The 17,838-nt window shown below is 73.2% G+C and carries 20 protein-coding genes; 2 read left to right on the top strand and 18 right to left on the bottom strand.

The features are described from left to right. Positions 1-15: 15 nt before the first annotated feature. The 4 genes from ACWEN0_RS42490 to ACWEN0_RS42475 form a co-directional block, all read right to left on the bottom strand. Complete coding sequence (locus ACWEN0_RS42490) at positions 16-813, bottom strand: hypothetical protein (RefSeq protein ID WP_451986442.1); 798 nt, start codon at positions 811-813, stop codon at positions 16-18. A gap of 49 nt (positions 814-862) precedes the next feature. Beyond that, a complete protein-coding gene (mobF, locus tag ACWEN0_RS42485; protein ID WP_451986440.1) occupies positions 863-5,752 on the bottom strand; it encodes a MobF family relaxase in 4,890 nt (1,629 codons plus the stop codon). A 440-nt stretch (positions 5,753-6,192) separates the two neighbouring features. Continuing rightward, positions 6,193-6,363: a hypothetical protein gene (locus tag ACWEN0_RS42480; RefSeq protein WP_451986438.1), complete on the bottom strand. Its 171-nt coding sequence runs from the start codon at positions 6,361-6,363 to the stop codon at positions 6,193-6,195. 75 nt (positions 6,364-6,438) lie between these two features. Beyond that, positions 6,439-7,458 (bottom strand): hypothetical protein, encoded by a 1,020-nt coding sequence (locus ACWEN0_RS42475; protein ID WP_451986436.1) that lies wholly within the window; start codon positions 7,456-7,458, stop codon positions 6,439-6,441. 1,220 nt (positions 7,459-8,678) lie between these two features. On the opposite strand from ACWEN0_RS42475, the gene ACWEN0_RS42470 reads away from it, so the two are divergent. Next, a complete protein-coding gene (locus tag ACWEN0_RS42470) occupies positions 8,679-9,311 on the top strand; it encodes a hypothetical protein (protein ID WP_451986434.1) in 633 nt (210 codons plus the stop codon). A 54-nt stretch (positions 9,312-9,365) separates the two neighbouring features. Here ACWEN0_RS42470 and ACWEN0_RS42465 read toward each other — a convergent pair whose 3' ends face one another. The 11 genes from ACWEN0_RS42465 to ACWEN0_RS42415 form a co-directional block, all read right to left on the bottom strand. Continuing rightward, positions 9,366-9,824: a hypothetical protein gene (locus tag ACWEN0_RS42465; protein WP_451986432.1), complete on the bottom strand. Its 459-nt coding sequence runs from the start codon at positions 9,822-9,824 to the stop codon at positions 9,366-9,368. 149 nt (positions 9,825-9,973) lie between these two features. Further along, complete coding sequence (locus ACWEN0_RS42460; protein ID WP_451986430.1) at positions 9,974-10,243, bottom strand: hypothetical protein; 270 nt, start codon at positions 10,241-10,243, stop codon at positions 9,974-9,976. Next, positions 10,240-10,671 carry a hypothetical protein gene (locus ACWEN0_RS42455; RefSeq protein WP_451986428.1) on the bottom strand — a complete coding sequence of 144 codons (432 nt, stop codon included), beginning with the start codon at positions 10,669-10,671 and terminating at the stop codon, positions 10,240-10,242. Before ACWEN0_RS42455 ends, ACWEN0_RS42460 begins: the two co-directional genes overlap by 4 nt. A gap of 117 nt (positions 10,672-10,788) precedes the next feature. Next, positions 10,789-11,388 (bottom strand): hypothetical protein, encoded by a 600-nt coding sequence (locus ACWEN0_RS42450; RefSeq protein WP_451986426.1) that lies wholly within the window; start codon positions 11,386-11,388, stop codon positions 10,789-10,791. A 579-nt stretch (positions 11,389-11,967) separates the two neighbouring features. Beyond that, positions 11,968-12,111 carry a hypothetical protein gene (locus ACWEN0_RS42445; protein ID WP_451986424.1) on the bottom strand — a complete coding sequence of 48 codons (144 nt, stop codon included), beginning with the start codon at positions 12,109-12,111 and terminating at the stop codon, positions 11,968-11,970. A 94-nt stretch (positions 12,112-12,205) separates the two neighbouring features. Next, positions 12,206-12,679, bottom strand: coding sequence for a single-stranded DNA-binding protein (locus ACWEN0_RS42440; protein ID WP_451986422.1), 474 nt, complete (start codon positions 12,677-12,679; stop codon positions 12,206-12,208). A 95-nt stretch (positions 12,680-12,774) separates the two neighbouring features. Further along, on the bottom strand, positions 12,775-12,981 hold the full coding sequence (locus tag ACWEN0_RS42435; protein WP_451986420.1) for a hypothetical protein: 207 nt from the start codon (positions 12,979-12,981) through the stop codon (positions 12,775-12,777). Between the two features lie 310 nt (positions 12,982-13,291). Beyond that, the gene (locus ACWEN0_RS42430) at positions 13,292-14,281 is read right to left on the bottom strand and encodes a bifunctional DNA primase/polymerase (RefSeq protein WP_451986418.1); all 990 of its coding nucleotides are present in this window, start codon (positions 14,279-14,281) and stop codon (positions 13,292-13,294) included. Between the two features lie 44 nt (positions 14,282-14,325). Next, positions 14,326-14,868 (bottom strand): hypothetical protein, encoded by a 543-nt coding sequence (locus ACWEN0_RS42425; RefSeq protein WP_451986416.1) that lies wholly within the window; start codon positions 14,866-14,868, stop codon positions 14,326-14,328. An 89-nt stretch (positions 14,869-14,957) separates the two neighbouring features. Further along, a complete protein-coding gene (locus tag ACWEN0_RS42420) occupies positions 14,958-15,227 on the bottom strand; it encodes a hypothetical protein (RefSeq protein WP_451986414.1) in 270 nt (89 codons plus the stop codon). A 71-nt stretch (positions 15,228-15,298) separates the two neighbouring features. Next, on the bottom strand, positions 15,299-15,709 hold the full coding sequence (locus tag ACWEN0_RS42415; RefSeq protein ID WP_451986412.1) for a hypothetical protein: 411 nt from the start codon (positions 15,707-15,709) through the stop codon (positions 15,299-15,301). 195 nt (positions 15,710-15,904) lie between these two features. On the opposite strand from ACWEN0_RS42415, the gene ACWEN0_RS42410 reads away from it, so the two are divergent. Further along, a complete protein-coding gene (locus tag ACWEN0_RS42410) occupies positions 15,905-16,495 on the top strand; it encodes a hypothetical protein (RefSeq protein ID WP_451986410.1) in 591 nt (196 codons plus the stop codon). Here ACWEN0_RS42410 and ACWEN0_RS42405 read toward each other — a convergent pair. The 3 genes from ACWEN0_RS42405 to ACWEN0_RS42395 form a co-directional block, all read right to left on the bottom strand. Then, positions 16,492-16,671, bottom strand: coding sequence for a hypothetical protein (locus ACWEN0_RS42405; protein WP_451986408.1), 180 nt, complete (start codon positions 16,669-16,671; stop codon positions 16,492-16,494). The two genes, ACWEN0_RS42410 and ACWEN0_RS42405, sit on opposite strands and share 4 nt — an antisense overlap. A 212-nt stretch (positions 16,672-16,883) precedes the next feature. Then, positions 16,884-17,333 (bottom strand): SLOG family protein, encoded by a 450-nt coding sequence (locus ACWEN0_RS42400; protein ID WP_451986406.1) that lies wholly within the window; start codon positions 17,331-17,333, stop codon positions 16,884-16,886. A gap of 160 nt (positions 17,334-17,493) precedes the next feature. Then, positions 17,494-17,697: a hypothetical protein gene (locus tag ACWEN0_RS42395; RefSeq protein ID WP_451986404.1), complete on the bottom strand. Its 204-nt coding sequence runs from the start codon at positions 17,695-17,697 to the stop codon at positions 17,494-17,496. Positions 17,698-17,838 lie beyond the last annotated feature (141 nt).

Raw genomic sequence — 17,838 nt, 5'->3', positions numbered from 1 at the left:
CCCGGGCCGTCCGGTTCACGGTCCTTCGCAGCGCCGATCGAACAGGCGCCAGCCGCGGCGCAGGGTGTTCATGGTGAGGTCGTGCCAGCCGGCGAGTTCTCCCATCTGCCCGCCGGTGACGCCGATCGACAAGCCGGTGACGCGGTCGTGCGGTCCGGCCGCCTGAAAGTCGGCTCTGGTCGCCAGTCCCCACATGAGCACGTGCGCGTCGGAGGACAGCGTGTTCCAGGCCAGGCGCAGACCGCCTTGGCGAAACGGGTCGCCGGGGAAGACGACCGGCCCGATGTCACGGAGAACGTCGGCGAGGATCACTTTCATCGGCGCCGGCTGCACCGCCGCCAGGGCGTCCTGCCGGGTCTTGATCCAGTCGATCTGGTCGCGCACCTGCTGTTCTTGGTCGGGGGTGAACCCGAGCGCCGCGGCGAGGTCGAGTGTGCGCTGGTGGTACTTGCGCAGCTGCTCGTAGAACTCGGCGATCACCGCGTGGCCGCGGCGGTGCCGCGTGGCGGGGTCGTCGGGCGCGGTGATCCAGACGGCCTGCGCGGCGCCGACGAGCGCGCCGCGCACCGCGGTGTGCTGGGCGGTGCTGTACAGCTGCTTGCGCTCCAGGCCGTCCCAGACCAACCGCAGGTGCTCGCCGGCGGAGATCAGGCTGATGCGGGCCATCTCGCTGATCCGGTGGTGCGGGAAGACCGTGTCATCGGCGGCGAGGTCGCTGCCGCGCTCGGGTTCCTCGGGCGGGTCGCGGACCTGTCGCTGGCGCCACTGCTCGAGCTCCGGCTGCGCGGCCTGGAAGACCTTCAGGTAGTCCATTCCGGAATTCTCGCGGCTGGCGCTGTTCTTCAGCGTGCGCGGGGCCCGGTCAGTATCCGAAGCCGGAGCCGAGGTCGCTGTTCTGCTCGATGGTCTCGGCGTCGTCGTAGCGGTTCAGCTCTTCGGCTGCCTCGTCTCCGCGGGCGTCGCGGCGCTGGGCTTCGGCCTCGTCGGCGTAGTCGGCCGCCAGCGCTTCGGCGTCGTCGGTGTAGTCCTCGCCGCGTTCGATGACCTGGTCGCGCAGGGCGTCGATGCGCATCTGGTTGGCGGAGTACTGGTCGTCGGGCGTGGTCACGATGGGCCTCCATTGGTCGGTGAGGTTCTTCCAGGCACGGGCGCGGGCGTCGTCGCCGCGGGGCTGCGCGCCGAGCGGGACGTCGGGGTTGGCGGTGGTGATCCGGTAGGTCTCGCGGTAGGCGGCGGCCGCGCCGGCGAGCGCGTCCCAGCGGACCGCGGCGGCCGGGTCGTCCGGGCGCGGGCCGAGTCCGGCGGCCCAGTCCGGCGGTTCCGCGGCGACCTCGTCGCGCAGCCGGGTCGCGCGGCCGGTGATCGCCTGCGCGAGTTCGTCGAGGTGCCGTTCCAGGTCGGGCCGGTCGGCCAGCGCCGCCGGGTCGGCGGCATCCAGCCACGGCAACGGGCCGCGGTGGTACAGCGGGTCGCCGGGCGGGTCGGTGCGCTGGATGCGCTGCTCGACCCGCCGGTAGAGCACGGCGGCCGGGTCGCGGGCACCGGCGATGCCGGCGAGGCTGTCGGCGTCGGGCACGGCCTGCTCGATCGTCCAGCCCCGCTCGTGTGCCTGGCGCAGCAGCCAGCGCAACGCCGGTTCGGCGTCGCGGCCGAGCGCGTGCGGGGCGCGGGCGGTGAGCACGCGGGTGATCTGGTCGTCGAGGTGCTGTTCGTCGGCGTGCCGGGCGCCGCGCTCGTAGCGGCGCGCGAGGTCGGGCAGCCGTTCCTCCAGCGGTTCGCTGGCGGCCATCTCGTCGGCTGCGAGCGCGGCGAGCAGGTCGTCCGGGTCGATGGCCGCGCGCAGCTGGTCCAGGGTGCTGGCCTGGTCCGTACCGGTCGTCTCGGCGGCCTGCTCGGCGTCATGGTCGTCGGTGTCTGGTGGGGTCCACTGGACGATGAGGTCGCGCCAGGCGCGGGCTCGCAGGCTGTTGCCTTCTGGTTTCTCGCCCAGCGGATAGCGCGGGTCGTCGCCGGTGACGCCGTAGGTGTCGCGGTAGGCGGCGCCGAGCCCGGCCAGCCGGTCCCAGCGGTCCGCGGCCGCGGGGTCGTCGAGCGGGCGTGGACCGAGCGCGCCGGTCCAGGCCGGTTCGTCGGCGATGACGAGGGCGCGCAGTTCCCCGACGCGGGTGTTGACCGCGTTGTTGACGCGGTGCAGGTAGTCCAGCATCTCCGGCTGTTCGGCGAGCTCCTGGTGGTTCGGGTGCGCCAGCCACGGCAGCGCGGGCTGCCATCCGCCGCCGTGGGCGTGTTGCCGGCGCAGCGCGTCATCGAGGGCGGCCGCGGTGAACTGGTGGTCGGGCATCGGGTCGTTGGTGGGGCGCGCGGCGAGCCGGCGGGCGGCGTCGGTGACCGCGGCGTCGGCGTCCAGGCCCTCGTCGGTGGCCGCGGCCGCCGTCCGCCATACGCGTTCCCAGCTGGTGTCCTCGACCGCGGCGGTGGCGTCGTGGCGTTCGATGATGGTGCGCCACCTGTTGGTCGCGGCGAGGGTGGGCGCGGCGGTGCGCGCGGGCGGGACGTCGTCCAGGGTGCGCTGCTGGATGCGCCATTGCAGCACCGCGGCCGGGTCGTCGACGTCGTCGCCGTCGAGCGGGCCGCTGGCCAGGGCGGCGGGGACGAGCTGGTCGGCCTGCCAGCCCAGGGCGTGCGCTGTGCGCAGGGTTTGCCGCAGCGCGGGCGCGGCCTTGTTGTCCAGTAGGTCGGGGACGTGTTCGGTGAGCACGGCGTCGACCTGTTCCTCGACGCCCAGCTGCGCGACGTAGTCGTGGCGGCCGATGAGGGTGCGCAGCGATTCGGCGGCGATCAGCTTGTCGCGCAACGTCTCGTTGGCCGACGTCTCGGCCGAGGAACGGGTCAGCGCCTGCTCCAGCACGCCGCGCGCGGTTTGCTCGAGCGGGGTCTCCTGGTGGGAGTCGATGGTGTGCTGGTGGGTTTCGACGTAGACGCGGTTGTCGTCGACGGCGCGGGTGATCAGGGTGTAGAGCTGTTCGCGGGAGATGCCCTGGGTGGCGATCGCGTGGGCGGACCCGGTGCTGGTCATGCCCTGGACGCGGTTGATCGTGGACGCGTAGGCGAGTTCGACGTGTTCGGCGACGTAGTCGGCGGGCACGATGACGGTGCCGCGGCTGTCTTGGTGGCGCAGCTTGAGCGCGCCGTCCTTGCGAACCGCGGTGACGGTCCAGGTGTCGCCGTTCTTGACGAAGTCCTTGCCGCCGAACAGGGTGCGGCGGCGGGCGTTGTCGCGCGTGACGACCCAGTCGCCCTTGCTGGCGGTCGTGCCGTCGTGCAGAGCCGCGGTCCTGCCGGTGGCGTCGACGTCGCCGCGGGCCAGGCGCAGTTCGCGGGCTTCGAGGTTGAGCGCGGTGACGTCGACGTTGTTCGGCACGATCAGCAGGGACTGGCGGCCGGTGTCCAGGTCGGCGCGCCAGGCGCGGTGCGCGGCGTCGCGGATGGTCTCGCGGCTGCCGTCGCTGACCCAGCCCTGCTCGAAGTAGTAGTCGAGGCCGGCGGCGTTGCCCTCGTGCAGTTCGAGGGAGGCGGCGGCCTGTTCGGGGTCGTGGAAGCGGACGACTTCCCTGAGCCGGTTCGCGCCGTTGATGTGCTCGAACCACCGCACGGCGCCGCCGGCCTCGACCGAGGCGAGCTGCTTGTCGTCGCCGACCAGGCGGACGTCGGCGCCGCGGCGCAGGGCGTAGGCGACGACGTCGTGCAGCGTGTGGGTGCCGGCCATCGACACCTCGTCGATGATCAGCACGTCGCCGCGGCGGAACGGGAACGCCTGCTCGACGGTCCCGAGCCGTTGCGCGGTGGTGACCTGGTGCAGGGTGTGCGGGCGCGCGTCGATGGCTTCGCCGAGCACGTGCGCGGCCCGCGCGCTGGGCCCGAAGGCGTAGACGTTGCCGCCTTCGGCGCGCACGGCGTTGGCGTAGACCTTCATCGCGGTGGTCTTGCCCGCCCCGGCCGGGGCGTAGAGCAGCTGCACCCGGCGCCCGGAGGTGGCGAAGGAGACGACGGCGGCGCGCTGGCCGCGGTTGAGCCTGCGCGCTCCGGCCAGGGCCTCGTTGACGGTGGCTGGGGACAGCCGGTGGCCGTCGGTGAGTTTGCCCCAGGCGGCGAGCGCGGACTCCTCGCGCAGGGTGCGGCCGGTGGTGAAGCGCTGGCTGTTGTGCTCGACGAACACGCTCTCGCCGGAGCGGCGCCGCAGCGCGTTCGGTTCGTCGACGATCGACGGTGCTTCCAGGGCGACGATGTCGCTCGAGCCGAGCACCGTGCCGACGACGTCGGTGATCAGCTGGTCGCGGCCGCCGTCGGCGACGCGCAGGTGCGCGGTCTGCCGGTGCGCTTCGGCCTCGACGTTCCACTGGTTGAAGTGGCTGTAGTAGTCCGAGACCGTGGCGAGCGTGGCTTCGGCGAGCTCGGCGACGTTGATCTCCGAGAGCGCTTCGGGCTCGCCGGCGAACACGGCCTGCCCGAGCCCGTCGACCGTCTCGGGGGTGACCATGTCCTCGGCCTGGCGGCGCCAGCGGCGCAGGTGATCGAGCAGCGAGCGGGGCGCCTGCTTGGCGTCGCGGGTGCCGTACTGAGCGCGTTTGGAGATCTCCAGGATCTCTTTGGGCGAGGGCTCGCGTCCGTGTTCGCGGCGGAACGCGACGATCCGGCGGGCTCGGTCCTGCTCGACCTGGGAGGCGCGCTGGGAGAACCCGACCAGCAGCTCGTTGGGCACGCCGTCCAGTTCCCAGGTCGGGCGCTTGAGGTCGAACCCGCCGGCGGGCCGCTCGGTCCAGGAGGCGCCGTTCTCCCGGAACAGGTCCCTGATGCGGCTGTTGTAGAACTCCGACATCGTCACCGAGGCGGCCAGGATGGTGCGCCCGTCGAGCGCGGTCCACCGGCCGTCGGGGCCTTGGACCTTCGCGCTGATCGGCACGTGGGTGTGCAGGTGCGGGTCGCCTGCCCTCGAGTCCCAGTGCTCGAAGATGGCCGCGGCGATGCCCTTGACGTCGTGCTGGGCGTAGCCGCCGTCGCCGCGGCGGGTGTAGGCGACGTGGTTCTCCAGGTAGGCCAGGGTGTCGCGCACGGCCTGGCGATGCAGGCTCACGACGAGCTCGCGGGTGGCCTCGTCGCCCAGCGCCCAGGTGACGCTGACCGATTTCGGCGGCGCGAACACCAGCTCGTAGCCCGACGTCGCGGACTTCATCGCCCGCTTCTGCTCGGCCAGCCACTTCGTCAGCTCCTCCGCGGAGGGCTTCTGGCCGTTGTGCGCGTCGGCGTACGCCTGGGCCTGGACGTCGCGGCGGATGCCCGCGCGGGTGGCGTCGTCGATCGGGGCGCCGATCGGGCGGTTGTTGTCGAGGTTGTGCTGCTTGTAGGCGTCGATGACCTTGCTGCGCAGCTGGTCGAGGCCGTCGTACTGGTAGAAGCGGTGCCCGAGCTTGGTGGCGGCCAGGGCCTCGGCCGGGGTGTGGCCGGCGGCGATCATCTCGGCCTGGATGCGGTCGGCGTCGGGGTGGCGGCCCTCGCCGAACAGGTTGTTCATCTGCGCGGCGGTGACCTCGCCGGACATGGAGAGTTCGGCCGCGCCGCGGCCGAACCACTGACCGGGCGGGTAGCCGTGCGCCAGGTAGTAGTCGCTCAGGGACTCGCCGGCGTCCAGGTCGCGGTCCGCGCAGGCCACCGACCCGGTCAGGTACTCGTGCCCGCCGGGCGAGAGCTTGCGCACGCCGATCACCCGAACGCCCTCCCAAACGTCCACATCAGTTGACGTCCACATTAGTTGACGAATTGCACGTTCGTCACCAGCACTTAAACGATTCAGAACCGGCTCGCATGGCACATGCAAGAGGTGCTGTGTGGCAGTAGAGGCGAGCGAAGGGTGGCCGGTGGCCGGGCGAGGGTGCCGGGCAGGCAGGCGGCGCGTCCGGCAGGAAAAGCCGGGAGCGGGGCGGCGGCGGCCGGGTGGGAGTGCCGGGCAGGCAGGCGGGCCGTCCGGCCCTGGACGCGCGGCGCGGCCGGGGGTGCCCCGCGCTGCGCTGGCGCACCCCCGGGGGCCCGCGCCGGAAGAACTGTCGGCCGTGAGGCCGTCCGATTCGGGGTGCGGGCGCACGAAAACAGCCCCCCGGCGGGACCGGGGGGCTGCGAGGGTGGAGCGTGGCGGGCGGGCTACTCGGTCCAACCGGCGCGGCGTGCGGCGCGGCGGTCGCGGCGGTTGGCGCGGCGCTTGGTGGCCTTGGCGACTCCGGCGCGCGGGGCCTCCTGGCGGCGGTGGTCGAACAGGTCGGTTTCGTCGCCGTCCTTGCGGGCGCGGCGGCCGGTGCTGGGGCGAGTGCTCATCGCTGGGTCTCCCTGCGGTCGGTGAGCTGGCGGGGGCGGGGGTCCGGCCCGGCGGCCGGACCCCCGGAGGGCGGCCTACGCGGCGGCGGGCTCGGCCTGCTCGGCCGTCTCGGCGTCGGCGGCGCGGCACTCCGCGCACAGTCCGTCGTCTTCGGCCACGCCGCGCAGGTCGCGGGCGGTGCGCGCGTCCGGGCATCCGGTGCACGGGGCAAGCTCGGCGGGGACCTCGGCGGGCTCCTCGGCCGGAAGGTGGGCGCTCACGTAATCCGCGATGGCGGCGCGGACGGCGGGCGTGGTGGCCTGCCGCCACTCCGCGCGCAGGGCCACCCGCGCGGCGACGGTGCCCAGCTGAGCCCAGACGAACGAGCAACGGGCGGTGACCGCGTCGGCGGGGGTGTGTCCGGCGGGGAGCTCGGGGATGCCGGGGCGGCCGGACTCCCGGCACTCGGCGCACAGGCCGTCGTCACCGTGTCCGGCGCTCATGCGGGCGCGGTCCAGGTCGTAGCGGCCCCGGCTGATCGAGCACGAGAGGCACCGGAACGCAAGATCGGTGCCGTAGAGGGCGGCGCGGTCGTAGTCGAACCCGGAGGCGTAGACCTGCTCCGCGCGGGCGGCGTCGTCGCGGTCGGGGATCTGCTCGCCTTCGGTGACTCCGGCGCGCTCGGCCTGGTAGCGGCGGAAGGCGGCGGCGTCGTTCTGCTCCTGCCGGGAGCGGCGGCGGCGGCGCAGCTCGGCCCGCTGCTCGGTGCGGACGGTGCCCGGGGCCTGGTAGTTGTTGCGCCCGTTCCAGCGGGGCGCGCGGCCGGTGTCGGCCTGCGGGCGGCGGCGCTGCTCGCCGTTCTTGGGCGCGCACGCGGCGATGATCGCGCGGTCTTCCGCGCTGGGGGCGCTGGCCCACCACTGCCGGAGGATGTCAACGGCGGTACGCGGCCGGTTGTCCAGCACGTCGGCAATCTTGGCGATAAGCCACAGTTCGCGGGTCTCGGCGACGTTGAGCAGCTTCTTTCCCAGCTTGCGGGCGGCGGGAATGTCCCCGGCCTGCACAAGGGCGGTCAGCTCGGAAATGGTCTCCGGAACGGAAGCGATAACAGACATGAATTGAACCCCACTACTGAGTTTTTCCGCTTTACCGGGTCTGGCGTTCCCGGCGTTTCTTACAGTTCTGAGTCTAGTAGCAAAATCGCTATTTTGCAAGGTCAGAGCCGCTTTTTGACCACCTATTTTCAGTGACTTTTCCCGCCATTTCAACCGCCTGACCAGGCGTTTTACCACCCCAGAAAGGGGAGAGCACAACAAAAGCCCATTTATGCTTAACTGATTGCAGCCCTTTCCTCCCCGTTCCCCCCGCCCCTGCCATCTCTTGTGTCGTGTCAGACGGGTCAAGGTGGGCCCCGAAAAAGATTTTGGCGGAGCTTGCGGAGACAAAATGTTTTTTGGGTGCCTTGAGGCGGCTGACACGACATAAGACGATCGAGGTCAGGGGGGCCCTGGTGACCACCCAGCGCGCTCGAGGTGAGCCGCCGTGCGCCGGCCGGGACGAGACGTGGCCGCGTGCGGGCTGCCGCCCAAGCGCATCAGCGGGCAGGCGGCTCCGACCGGCCTTCGGTGGGAACCGTCAGGACGGGCCTGCCGGGCAGGGGTTCGCCGCGGCCGCGGCGTCGCGGGGTGGACCGACCGGCCGCGGGCGCGGCTCAACTCCGGGAACCGTCAGGTCCGGCCGGGCTGTGCGGACGACGGCGGCGGGTGCCGCCAGCTCGCTACGTGATCGAGAGCGGGCTGTCGAACAGGATCGGTTCGCGCAGGGCGCGGCCGGGAGCTGGCGGCGGGGCGATTTCGGTCCGTACTGAACTCACGGTGGAGACGGACTGCCCGCCAGCGGCCTCCTGGCGACGACGTGGCCAGCCGCGGCAGCCTCCGGAGGGCGACGGCGGTCGACGACGGCGGGTCGTGCTCGCTCAGCGGTGCCGGCGCCGCGGGGCAGCGGCTACACTGAGGGCGCGCCGGTCAGGCCCGCTGAGGCCCTCCGCGCCGGCGCACCGCCGGTCGCAGTTTCTGGCGGAATCCACCTCCGGGTGGTGAGCCCCTTCGGGGCTTATGCGATCGGCACACCAAAGGCGTGTCCCAGCCCTCGGGCGGGACACGCCTTTTGTCGTTCCGGGCACGGTTGCCGTTCCCTCCGATTTGGCAACTGATCTGGTCGTGCCTGCCCCTGTACAGCGACTTCTCTCCCTCAACACGTCCACATCAGTTGACATCACGGGGTATGGTGGCCGTCGGGTGCACCGGAACACAGAGGTCACCGGGGGAGGTAGAGCATGGCCGAGTCGGCGAGGCCGGTCCGCCGCCGCGCGCGGCGGTCGACCAGGGTCAGCAAGCAGTTGGCGGCGGCGCGGGAGCGCAACGCCGAGCAGCTGGCCAAGCAGCGGCAGCAGGAAGAAGCCGTCGAGGCCGCGCTGGGGGCGTTCTTCGACGCCGGCGACCAGATCGCCGCGGCGGAGACGGAATGCCGCAAGCGCGTCGAGCCGCATGAGCGCGCCATCGAGCAGCTGCGAAAGCAACGCGATGAGCAGGTCGCCACGCACGAAGAGGCGCAGGGCCTGGCCGCGCTGGCGATCCACGAGGCCGACCGGACGGTCGAGCAGGTCGGCGAGCTGCTGGGGCTGGGGGAAAAGCCCGCGCGGCGGCTGATCGCGACCGGCCGGGAAGCCAGGAAGCACGCGGCGGCGGGCGCGGGCAAGGCGGGCGGCGGCAGGCCGTCGTCCGCGGCGGCCGAGGACGGCCGGAACCAGGACGGTCGGGCCGGCGAGCGCCAGGCCGGGAACGCGGAGGCGGCGCCGACGGGTGCGGCCACCGCGTCATCAGGGGGAGGGGGCTGGCCCGCCGGGGCGGCCGGTGACGATGGGCGCGAGCCCGCGTCGGCACCGGAAACCGGCGCGGTCAGCGGATAGAAAACGGGAGGGCGGACCGGTTCGGTCCGCCCTCCCGTTCGTTCCGGTGCCGGATCAGCGCGGCCGGTTCGCCGCCGCGGTCCGCGCGCGCACGACGTGCATCCGGGCCCGCGCGCCGGGAGTCGGGTGCGTGGCGCGGAACCAGCGCACCCAGATCACCGCGGTGGTGATTCCCCCGGCCAGCATCAGCAGCATGCCGACGGCGCGCAGGTTGCCCAGCTGGCCGATGGCGATGGCCAGCGGCACGACGACGGCACCGGCCAGGGTGCCCCACAGCAGCCGGAGGCGGGCGATCGTGGGCAGCAGCCAGAACCGGGTCAGCCTGGCCACGCCGAGACCGAGCAGTGCCCCGAACACGACGAGGACCGGCAGGGCGGTCAGCCACGGGCTGCCGGTCGCGAACGCCCGGCCGGTGAGCACGGCGATCAGACCCGCGATGGCGGCGCCGACTCCGGCGCCGACGCCCGCGGCGCCGATGAAACGCCAGAAGACGACGAACGTGGTGACCCTCATGTCTTCCGAGGGTAGGGCACCCGAGCGTCCTGGTCTGCGGAAATTCCCGGTTCGGGCGTGCCGTGGCGATGCCGGGGCGCCGGGGCCGGGCCCGCGGGTGGGCCGGGCCAGGCCCGGCCGGTATCCGGCCTGGCGGTGTCCGGGTGCGGTCACCGCGGCTCCTGCCCGGGGTTGTGGCGAAGCCGGGCGAGGACGTCGAGCTGCCCGTGCCGGTAGGCGGCGCGGGCGGTCAGTCCGGCGGTGGCGGCGGAGACCACGGTGACGATCAGCGGGTCCAGCAGCGGGTCGGCGGGCAGCAGGAACCCGGCGGTGATCCCGGCCAGCATGGTGGCGATGACGCCGATCCAGGCTCGGCGGGCGGACCGGCGCCAGCGCCGCGCCTGCTCGGCGCGGGTCGTGGCGGTGTCGGGTGCGCTCACCGGGCGGCCTCCTCGCGCTGCATGGCCGCGCGGGCGCGGGCGGCGTCGTCGCGCAGCGTCCGCGCGGCGGCGCGGGGGCTGCGCAGGGCGAAGCGGAACCAGGCGATCGCCTCGGGCCACGCCTCGGCGCACAGCTCGCAGGGGACGCGCCGCGGCGGACGGCCGTGGTTGTAGTCGAGCCAGACGCGGGTGCCGTCGCACTCGTCGCACCGGTTGCCCCAGTAGCGGCAGAACGGGGATTCGGCGTACCAGCCTTGGCTGGTGCACGACGGGCAGCCGCACTTGTCCGGGCCGGACGCGGCCGGCGGCGCGGTGTTCGGCAGCCGGATGATCGGGTCGCGGCCGAAGAACGTCTCGTAGCGCAGGTCGCCGTAGTTGACGGCGAGGTCGAAGGCGTCGGTGCCGGGGTCGTAGGTGCCGATGGGCATGGTCGGGATACCTCCTGCCGGGGGTGGGTGGTCGGGGACGCCGAGGTCGGCGGCGGCCGCGGGCCCGGCTCGGCGGGCCGGCGGAGCTGGCCGCCGGTCGGCCGGGCCGGGCAGCGGTCACCGGGTGCGGTGCGGAACGCCGAAGCCGCCGCGGGTGATCGCGGTGTTGCGCGTCGGCGGCGCCGCGGTCGTGCGCGCCGCGGTGGTGGCCGGGGCGGAGGTCGCGGCGGGCTTGGTGCCGGTGGTGGCCGGGGCGGAGGTCCGCGCCGGGACGGTCGCCTGGTTGTGCGCGGCGGCGGCCGAGGCGCGGACGGAGGTGATCGAGCCGCCGGTCGGGGAGGCGCCGCGGTCGATGACGACTACGGTGCTCGAGGTGGCCACCGGCACGGTGTGGATGATCGGCACGCCGATGACGGGCTGGTGGTAGGCGGCGATGACGCCGGTGTAGCTGGGCGGGTAGTAGTCCCAGAGGTAGCCGGTGTGCGACAGCGCGGCACCGGTGTAGGGGTCGGCGCCGCCGCAGAAGCTGTCGGCGACCCGCCAGTGGGTGACCGGGTCGACGCAGACGCCGACGTAGGCCGCGGTCGGCGCCGGGGGCGCGGCGACCGGGTGGTCGCAGGCACTCAGCAGTACGGCCGCGGCGACGACGGTGCCGCCGGCCAGGGCGGCGGCGACGCCGCGGGTGCGGCGCTGGGCCGGTGTCGTGGTCGTGCTCAACAGGACCTCCTCTGCATGGCCTGCGGGCGCGGTCGTCCGCAGGGATCGGTGGGCGGGCAAGCGGGTGGCCTCGGCCGGGCGCGGGCCGCTGGGTGAGGGCGGCGCGCCCGGCCGAGGGGTGAGCGGGCAGCAGCGCCGTGGGGGGATCGGCGCGCGCCTCGGCTCCGCCGGGGTGGCGTGAAGCCGCCCAATGAGGGGCGGTGGTGGCAGGCCCGCAGGACCGGCAGGGGCGCATACGGCCCATGGCCGACGACTCGCCTCGCGACATACGCTTCGGCTGGCCGGTCCTGCGGGGGTTCGTGGAGCGCGCGGCCGATCAGCTCGGCCGGGTGCGCGGTGTCCCGGCGGTCGCCGGAACGCACCTGCTTTTCGCCTTGCTCGGGGCGGGGTGTCCAGCGTTGTGTGCTGGACGCCCCACCCCGAGTGAGGCAGGGTGCGGCGTTCCGGCGGCGGCCGGGAGGAGGCGATCTTCAGGCAGGTCCAGGGGTGGAGTGCTTGGAACAGCGAGGACCCGCCGGCGTCGTCGCGGCGGGTCCTCGCTGGGTCTGGCGGGGAGTCGATCGGGTACGGGAGCGGGGTTCAGACGCAGGGCAGGCCGCAGGGTTCGCCGGCGACCTTCTCGTACCAGCAGACTCGGCAGAGCACGTAGATCACGTCGCCGGCGTGCGGTGGCGGCGCTGGCGGTGGCGGCGTCTCGGACGTCCAGACCAGGACGGACGGCATGGCGTGGGGTTCCTCCGGCACGGGATGGGCGGCAGGGCGGAGCAGGCGCCCGGGTGCGCCCACCGAGAACCGGTGGGCGCACCCGGGCTGGCCGTCAGAACGGCGGCTGGTCGCCGAAGCCGCCGCCGTTGCCGGCGGGCGGGGCCGAGCCCCACGGGTCGTCGGCCGGCGCGCCGTTGCCGCCGCCGCTGCCGCCCTGGCTGCGGGAGACCTTGTTGACCTTCGCGGTCGCGTAGCGCAAGCTCGGGCCGATCTCGTCGACTTCCAGCTCGACGACGGTGCGCTTCTCGCCTTCCTTGGTCTCGAAGGAGCGCTGCTTGAGGCGGCCCTGGACGACGACGCGGGCGCCGCGGGTCAGCGACTCGGCGACGTTTTCCGCCGACTGGCGCCAGATGTTGCAGCGCAGGAAGAGAGCGTCGCCGTCCTTCCACTCGCCGGTCTGCCGGTCGAGGGTGCGCGGGGTCGAGGCGACGGTGAAGTTCGCGACGGCCACGCCGGAGGGCGTGAACTTCAATTCGGGGTCGGACGTCAGGTTGCCGACGACGGTGATGACGGTGTCTCCAGCCATTTTTCGTTCTCTTTCCACTCGGTTTCGTTCGTTGCCGCGGTACCGGTTTGGTCGAGCCGGTACCGGTCTTCAGCCACCGGTGTGGTGGTCCCTGATCACAGGTCCTGCACCTTGGCGTGCAGGAACGCCTTCAGCTCGTCGGTGTCGTCACCGGCCTGAAGCCGCGCCAGCATGTCGTCCACCAGCGGCCCGAAGTGAGCGCTGGCCTCGACCCGTTGCGCGGTTTCCTCACCGGCGATCTCCAGCAGCAGGTAGTAGGTCCCTGCCTCGACGTCCTCGCGATCCCAGGCCGTCTCGGCCATGCCGTCCTCCTCGGTTCGGATCGGTGATCAGGTCACCGGCAACCCTGTCTCGGTGCCTTCCCCCACCCGATGGCATTCATCGAGTGGGTTCGGCCCCGAGGGGGCTGCCGATCTGCGGAGCGGAGATCAGGCCGTGGCAGGGCCCCGAAGGGGGCGGCGGGGGTTCCGGCCCGTCTTTTTGGGCCGGGTTCATCGGCGCGGACCCTGCCGCGGCCTGATTCGCTTGGAGCAGATCGACAGCCCCCGGTCCGAACCCGCTTGCCCCCTCCCCGCCCTCACCTCGCTCGTCGTCTCGCGACGAGCGGGCGGTTCAGGCGGCGCGGTCGGACAGCCGTCGCGGGTAGAGCGCTCCGGCGTCCAGGCCGTCGCTGATCGCGTCGTCGGCCTCGCCGGTGGGGATGCGGCGCTGCTGCGCGGCGATGTGCAGCGCGGCGCGGGCCTCGTCGTCGCTGAACGAGCCGCCGGCGACGAGGCGGCCGAGTCCCCAGGCGGCGCGGACGAGGGTGTCGTGCGCGGTGTGCGGGGCGGCGTGGGCGACGGTGTCGGCGACCTTGTCGAGGTAGCGCTGGCGGCGGGCGTCGGAGAGCGGGCGGACGTCGCCGAACACGATCGGTTCGGGCTCCGGCCGGGGCGGTGGGGTGAACAGCGGGATCAGCCAGCCTGGCAGCGGCGCGATCGGCGCGCGGCGCACGACGGTGTAGACGCCGTCGCGGCGCATCGAGCCGGGCGCGACGATGAATCCGCCGGCGCCGCGGCTGTCGATGCGCCACCCGGCCTTCCCGGCGGTGTTGCGTAGCATGCTGTCCTCGCCGACCCGGAAGTACAGGTGCTCGCTGGGCGAGGGGCTGCGGACGGTGTAGGTGTCGGCGGGGTAGGGCTGTGCGGCCTGTTCGGCCAGGCGGGCGAGGACGTCGCGGCCGTGCCGGGCGCCGGCCCATTCCGGGGGCGGGTCGTCGCCGTGGGCGGGGTCGAGGTCGAGCACGTACAGGTTGCTGGGGCCGCAGGCGATGCCGACGTTGCAGGTCGGCGAGGCGCCCCACCAGTAGCGGATCAGGTCCGGGTCGAGGGTGGCGCGCTGTTCCCAGCCGAGGTGGCCCTCGGCGCACACGCCGGTGCCGGGGCAGCGGCGCTTGCCGTGCAGGCACGGGGTCTTCGAGCGCGGCCAGAGCGGGAACACGTGCAGGCCCTGCCGGGCGGCCGAGAGGGCCACGCCCATCAGGCGCGGTGCCGGGCGGCGCCGCCAGGTCCGGCCTCTGCTGGTGCGCCGGCGAACCGGGCCGGCGGGTCGTGGTGCGGTCATGGTCATCTCCCCTTGCGTCCAGGGTAACCCGCCGTTTGGCCTGTTCAGGGGCGTTCGCGGCGGAGCGGGATCACCGGTGCGAGCGAGCGCTCGGAGACCCGGCGAAGGTGCAGCCGCACCAGCACCGCCAGGAAGGGCAGCGAGGGCGGGTAGGTGTGGACACCGCCGAGGCGGGCGTCGTCGTCGACGGGGATCTCGCCGTCGACGGTGAGCTGCCAGTAGTCGCCGCGCGGGCCGTACGGGGCGGATTCGGTGCGCGACACCACCGTGATCACCTGGCCGTCGTCGGCGCGCAGGCGGGCGGTGACCTCGCAGCCGACCGGCAGGTGCTCGGGAACCGTGTCGTCCTCGTGCGGGCGGCGGGCGAGCAGTTCGCGGTAGTGCAGCGACAGCGGGGCGCCGCCGAGCGTCCAGTACAGCTCGACCAGGTGCCCGCGGGCCCAGTCGTGGGCGCCGTAGCCGCCGGGGTAGCCGCGGCGCGGGATGTTGGTCTCGACCTCCTTGGGCAGCAGGTAGCTGCGGCTGGCGTCGTACGGGGTGATCCAGCGCGGCCGGGCGGTCGGCCAGACGGCGGTTGCAGGCGACACGGGGAACCTCCTGGATGGCGAAGCGGACGCGACCGGGGACGGCGGGGATGGGCGGGACCGGCGGTGTGTTCCCGCCGGTCCCGCGCCGGTCAGTTCCGTTCGCCGGTCGGGGAGTTGAGGACGTCCAGCAGGGCGGCGACGATCTCCTCGGTGTCGGTGGTGTCCTGCCTGACCAGGGCCTCCGTCGCGGGGTATACCGTGGTGTGGTTCCCGAGCAGCCAGCTCCTGACGGTCTGGATCTGGTAGCGGTGCCCGGCGACGGTCGCCTGGGTGAGCGTGCAGCGCACGATTCCGGGGACGAAGCGGAACGTGCGGGGCTCGCTCAGGAAGACGTCGTCGCGGGTGAGCGCCTGGGACATGCGGTTTCTCCTCATCACTCGGTTTCCGGGTCGGGCGGCGGGGCGGTCGGTCCCCGCCGCCCGCGGGGCGGTCAGTACAGGGGCGTGGTGCCGGGCGCGGTGAGCTGTTCGACCTCCGGTGCCTCGGTCAGCTCGCGCCAGCCGCTGGAGTCGCAGGAGTGGAACCGGCCGTCGATGGCGAGGACGTCGCCGGGCGAGAGCGAGCGGTTGCCGCGGGCGCGGTAGTCCACCGCTCGCGGGTCCGGGGCGCCGAAGTCTGGGTCGTCGCCGATGTTGAACAGGTCGAACGCCTGCTCGGCCAGGTCGTGGTCGTGGATGTCGCCCTCGATCAGAGCGGTGTAGGTGAAGACCTCGGTGACCGTCTGGCCGGGCACCCAGCCGCGCAGGAACGCGCCGCGGGCGCGGTGGTTGTTGTGGAACACCCGCACCCACACCGCGGCGGGAGCGCCGGCGGGCGCGTCGGTGGCCTGGATGGTGGACATGACCCCTCCTGGAATGCGGAAAGCCCGGCCGGGGCCCGGCCCGGGAAGGGCCGCGCGCCCTGGGCCGGGCTGTGGCGGAAGCTGGCGAAAACGTGGCCAAAAACTGGCCAAAAGTTGGCAAAACCGCAGGTGTGGACCCTGCTGGGCGACGGGAGATCGCCGAAGTTGTCGGTGGGCTCGCTTACGCTCGGGCGTATGACGACGGCTACCCGCGAGCAGGCCGCGGCCACGACGCCGCGACCGCGGCGTCCTCGGGCTGCGCTCTGGGTCGATCCGCAGGTGCACGCCGCTGAGATCGCGCGGTTCCGGCGCAAGGTGGTGGTGCCGCCGCCGAACGCGGACGGCTCGCCGAGCCCGATGTGCTCGTTGTGGAGCCGGGCGGTGGGCAACGACGGCTACGGCCGGTTCTCGATCACCCGCGGCGGACGGGAGATCACGGTGAAGCCGCACCGGTACGCGGTGGCGCTGCGGCTCGGGATCACCGTCGCGTACGGCCAGGTCATCGAGCACGTGGAATGTGACCTGCCGCTGTGCTGCACTGCCGATCCAGATCTGACGGTGGGCCACATCTGGCCCAGCACCCAGGCTGCGAACCTGCGGCGGATGGCGGCCAAGGGCCGCGGCGGCGGCCGCTGGTGGCACCGCAAGTGGAGCGGCCTGAACCGGGCCGAACGCGCGGAACGGTCCCGGCAGCTGCGCGACGTCGTCGCCGAGTACGGCTGGGACGAGGAACGCATCCGCGCGGTGCTGATGCGCATCGACCCGGCGCAGACCGTGCTGTTCTAGCTGGCGATCAGCCCGTCCGGCACGGCGATGAAGCTCGCCGTGACCCGCGCCGGCGCACGGTGCTCTTGGCAGGTCAGCCAGTCGCCGACCTGGTGGGTGCCGTCCAGGTCGAACAGGCAGCCGCACGCGAGTTCGCCGACGGTGGCGGTGCGCGCCTCCAGCTCGAGGGAATCCATCCCGGTTCTCCGTTCGCTCGGTTTCTCCAGCTCGCGCGGGAGCTGGTCGCGCTCCCCGCGCGGTCCCCGCCGTCTCGGTGGGGCGCACTCGGATCGCGCCGGGCGCGGTTCGGGGTCAAGCCGCGGCGCTTTTCCGCGGCTTGACCCCGGGGCGTGGCCGGGGCAGAGTGCGGCGGCCCACCGAGACGGCGGGACGGTGCCGCACTCCCTGGTCACAGCCCCTGACGCACCGGCATCCCGACGCCCGGCGACGCGGTCACGCCCGCGGCGAGGCCGGTGGTGGCGCGGTGAACGGTGGTCCAGATCCCGGCGCGCCGGGTAAGACCGGCGGTGTGGGTCGAGCCGGGGGAGTCGTCGAGGATGAACGCCAGGGCACGCTCGGCGCCGAGGTCGACGGCGGCCTGCACCATCTCCTCGTTCCGGCGGAACCCGGCGTCGCGGCGGTACTGGCCGTCCTGCACCCACTGCGCGGGGTAGCGGTCGACCCGGCCGCCCCAGTGCGTCCAGCAGTCCTCGCAGAGCTGGTCGGCGCCGCGCTTGCAGGCGCCGGACATCAGGATCGTGTCCGGGTGCCACACCTGGGCGAGCGCGTCGCGGATGACGCCGGTGTCGGTCCACAGCTGGGAGCCGGTGATCAGCACCCGCCGGTACATCCTGTCCATCACGAGCCACCTCCGAGATCGGGTCTCCCGCGGTGCGCGGGGCGGAGGTGGCTCACGTGGCCGGGTCGGCGGGGTCCAGCGGGGTGTGCTGGAGGCCGCCGGCCCGGCCACGTACCGTGCGCCAGTCCCCGGGCTTCGGGAGGCGGGCGACGTGGGGGCGCTATTCCAGCCAGTCGTTGTCGTCGATGATCAGCAGGCCGCCGAACACCGCGATCAGCGAGATCGCGTAGGCGGACCACCAGCCGATGTGCTCGCCGAACAGCGCCACGATGCCCATGAGCACGAAGGCGACGCCGGCGGCCAGGGCGGCCTTGATGATGGTCTTGATCAGGAACTCGATCACGGTCTTGGTGAAGTCGTTCATTGCGGTCCTCGCTCGGTTTCGGGCCGCGCGGCGCGGGTGGTCGGTCCGCGGCGCGGCGAGGCAGGAAAGGGCGAAGGCCCGGACCGACTCTCGCGCGGGGGAATGTCGGTCCGGGCCTTCGGTCGGGCTGGAGCCGGGTGG

The organism is Amycolatopsis sp. NPDC004378, assembly GCF_053602455.1.
Note: the sequence above shows the minus strand (reverse complement) of the source record. Positions and strands in the feature narration are given on the sequence as shown.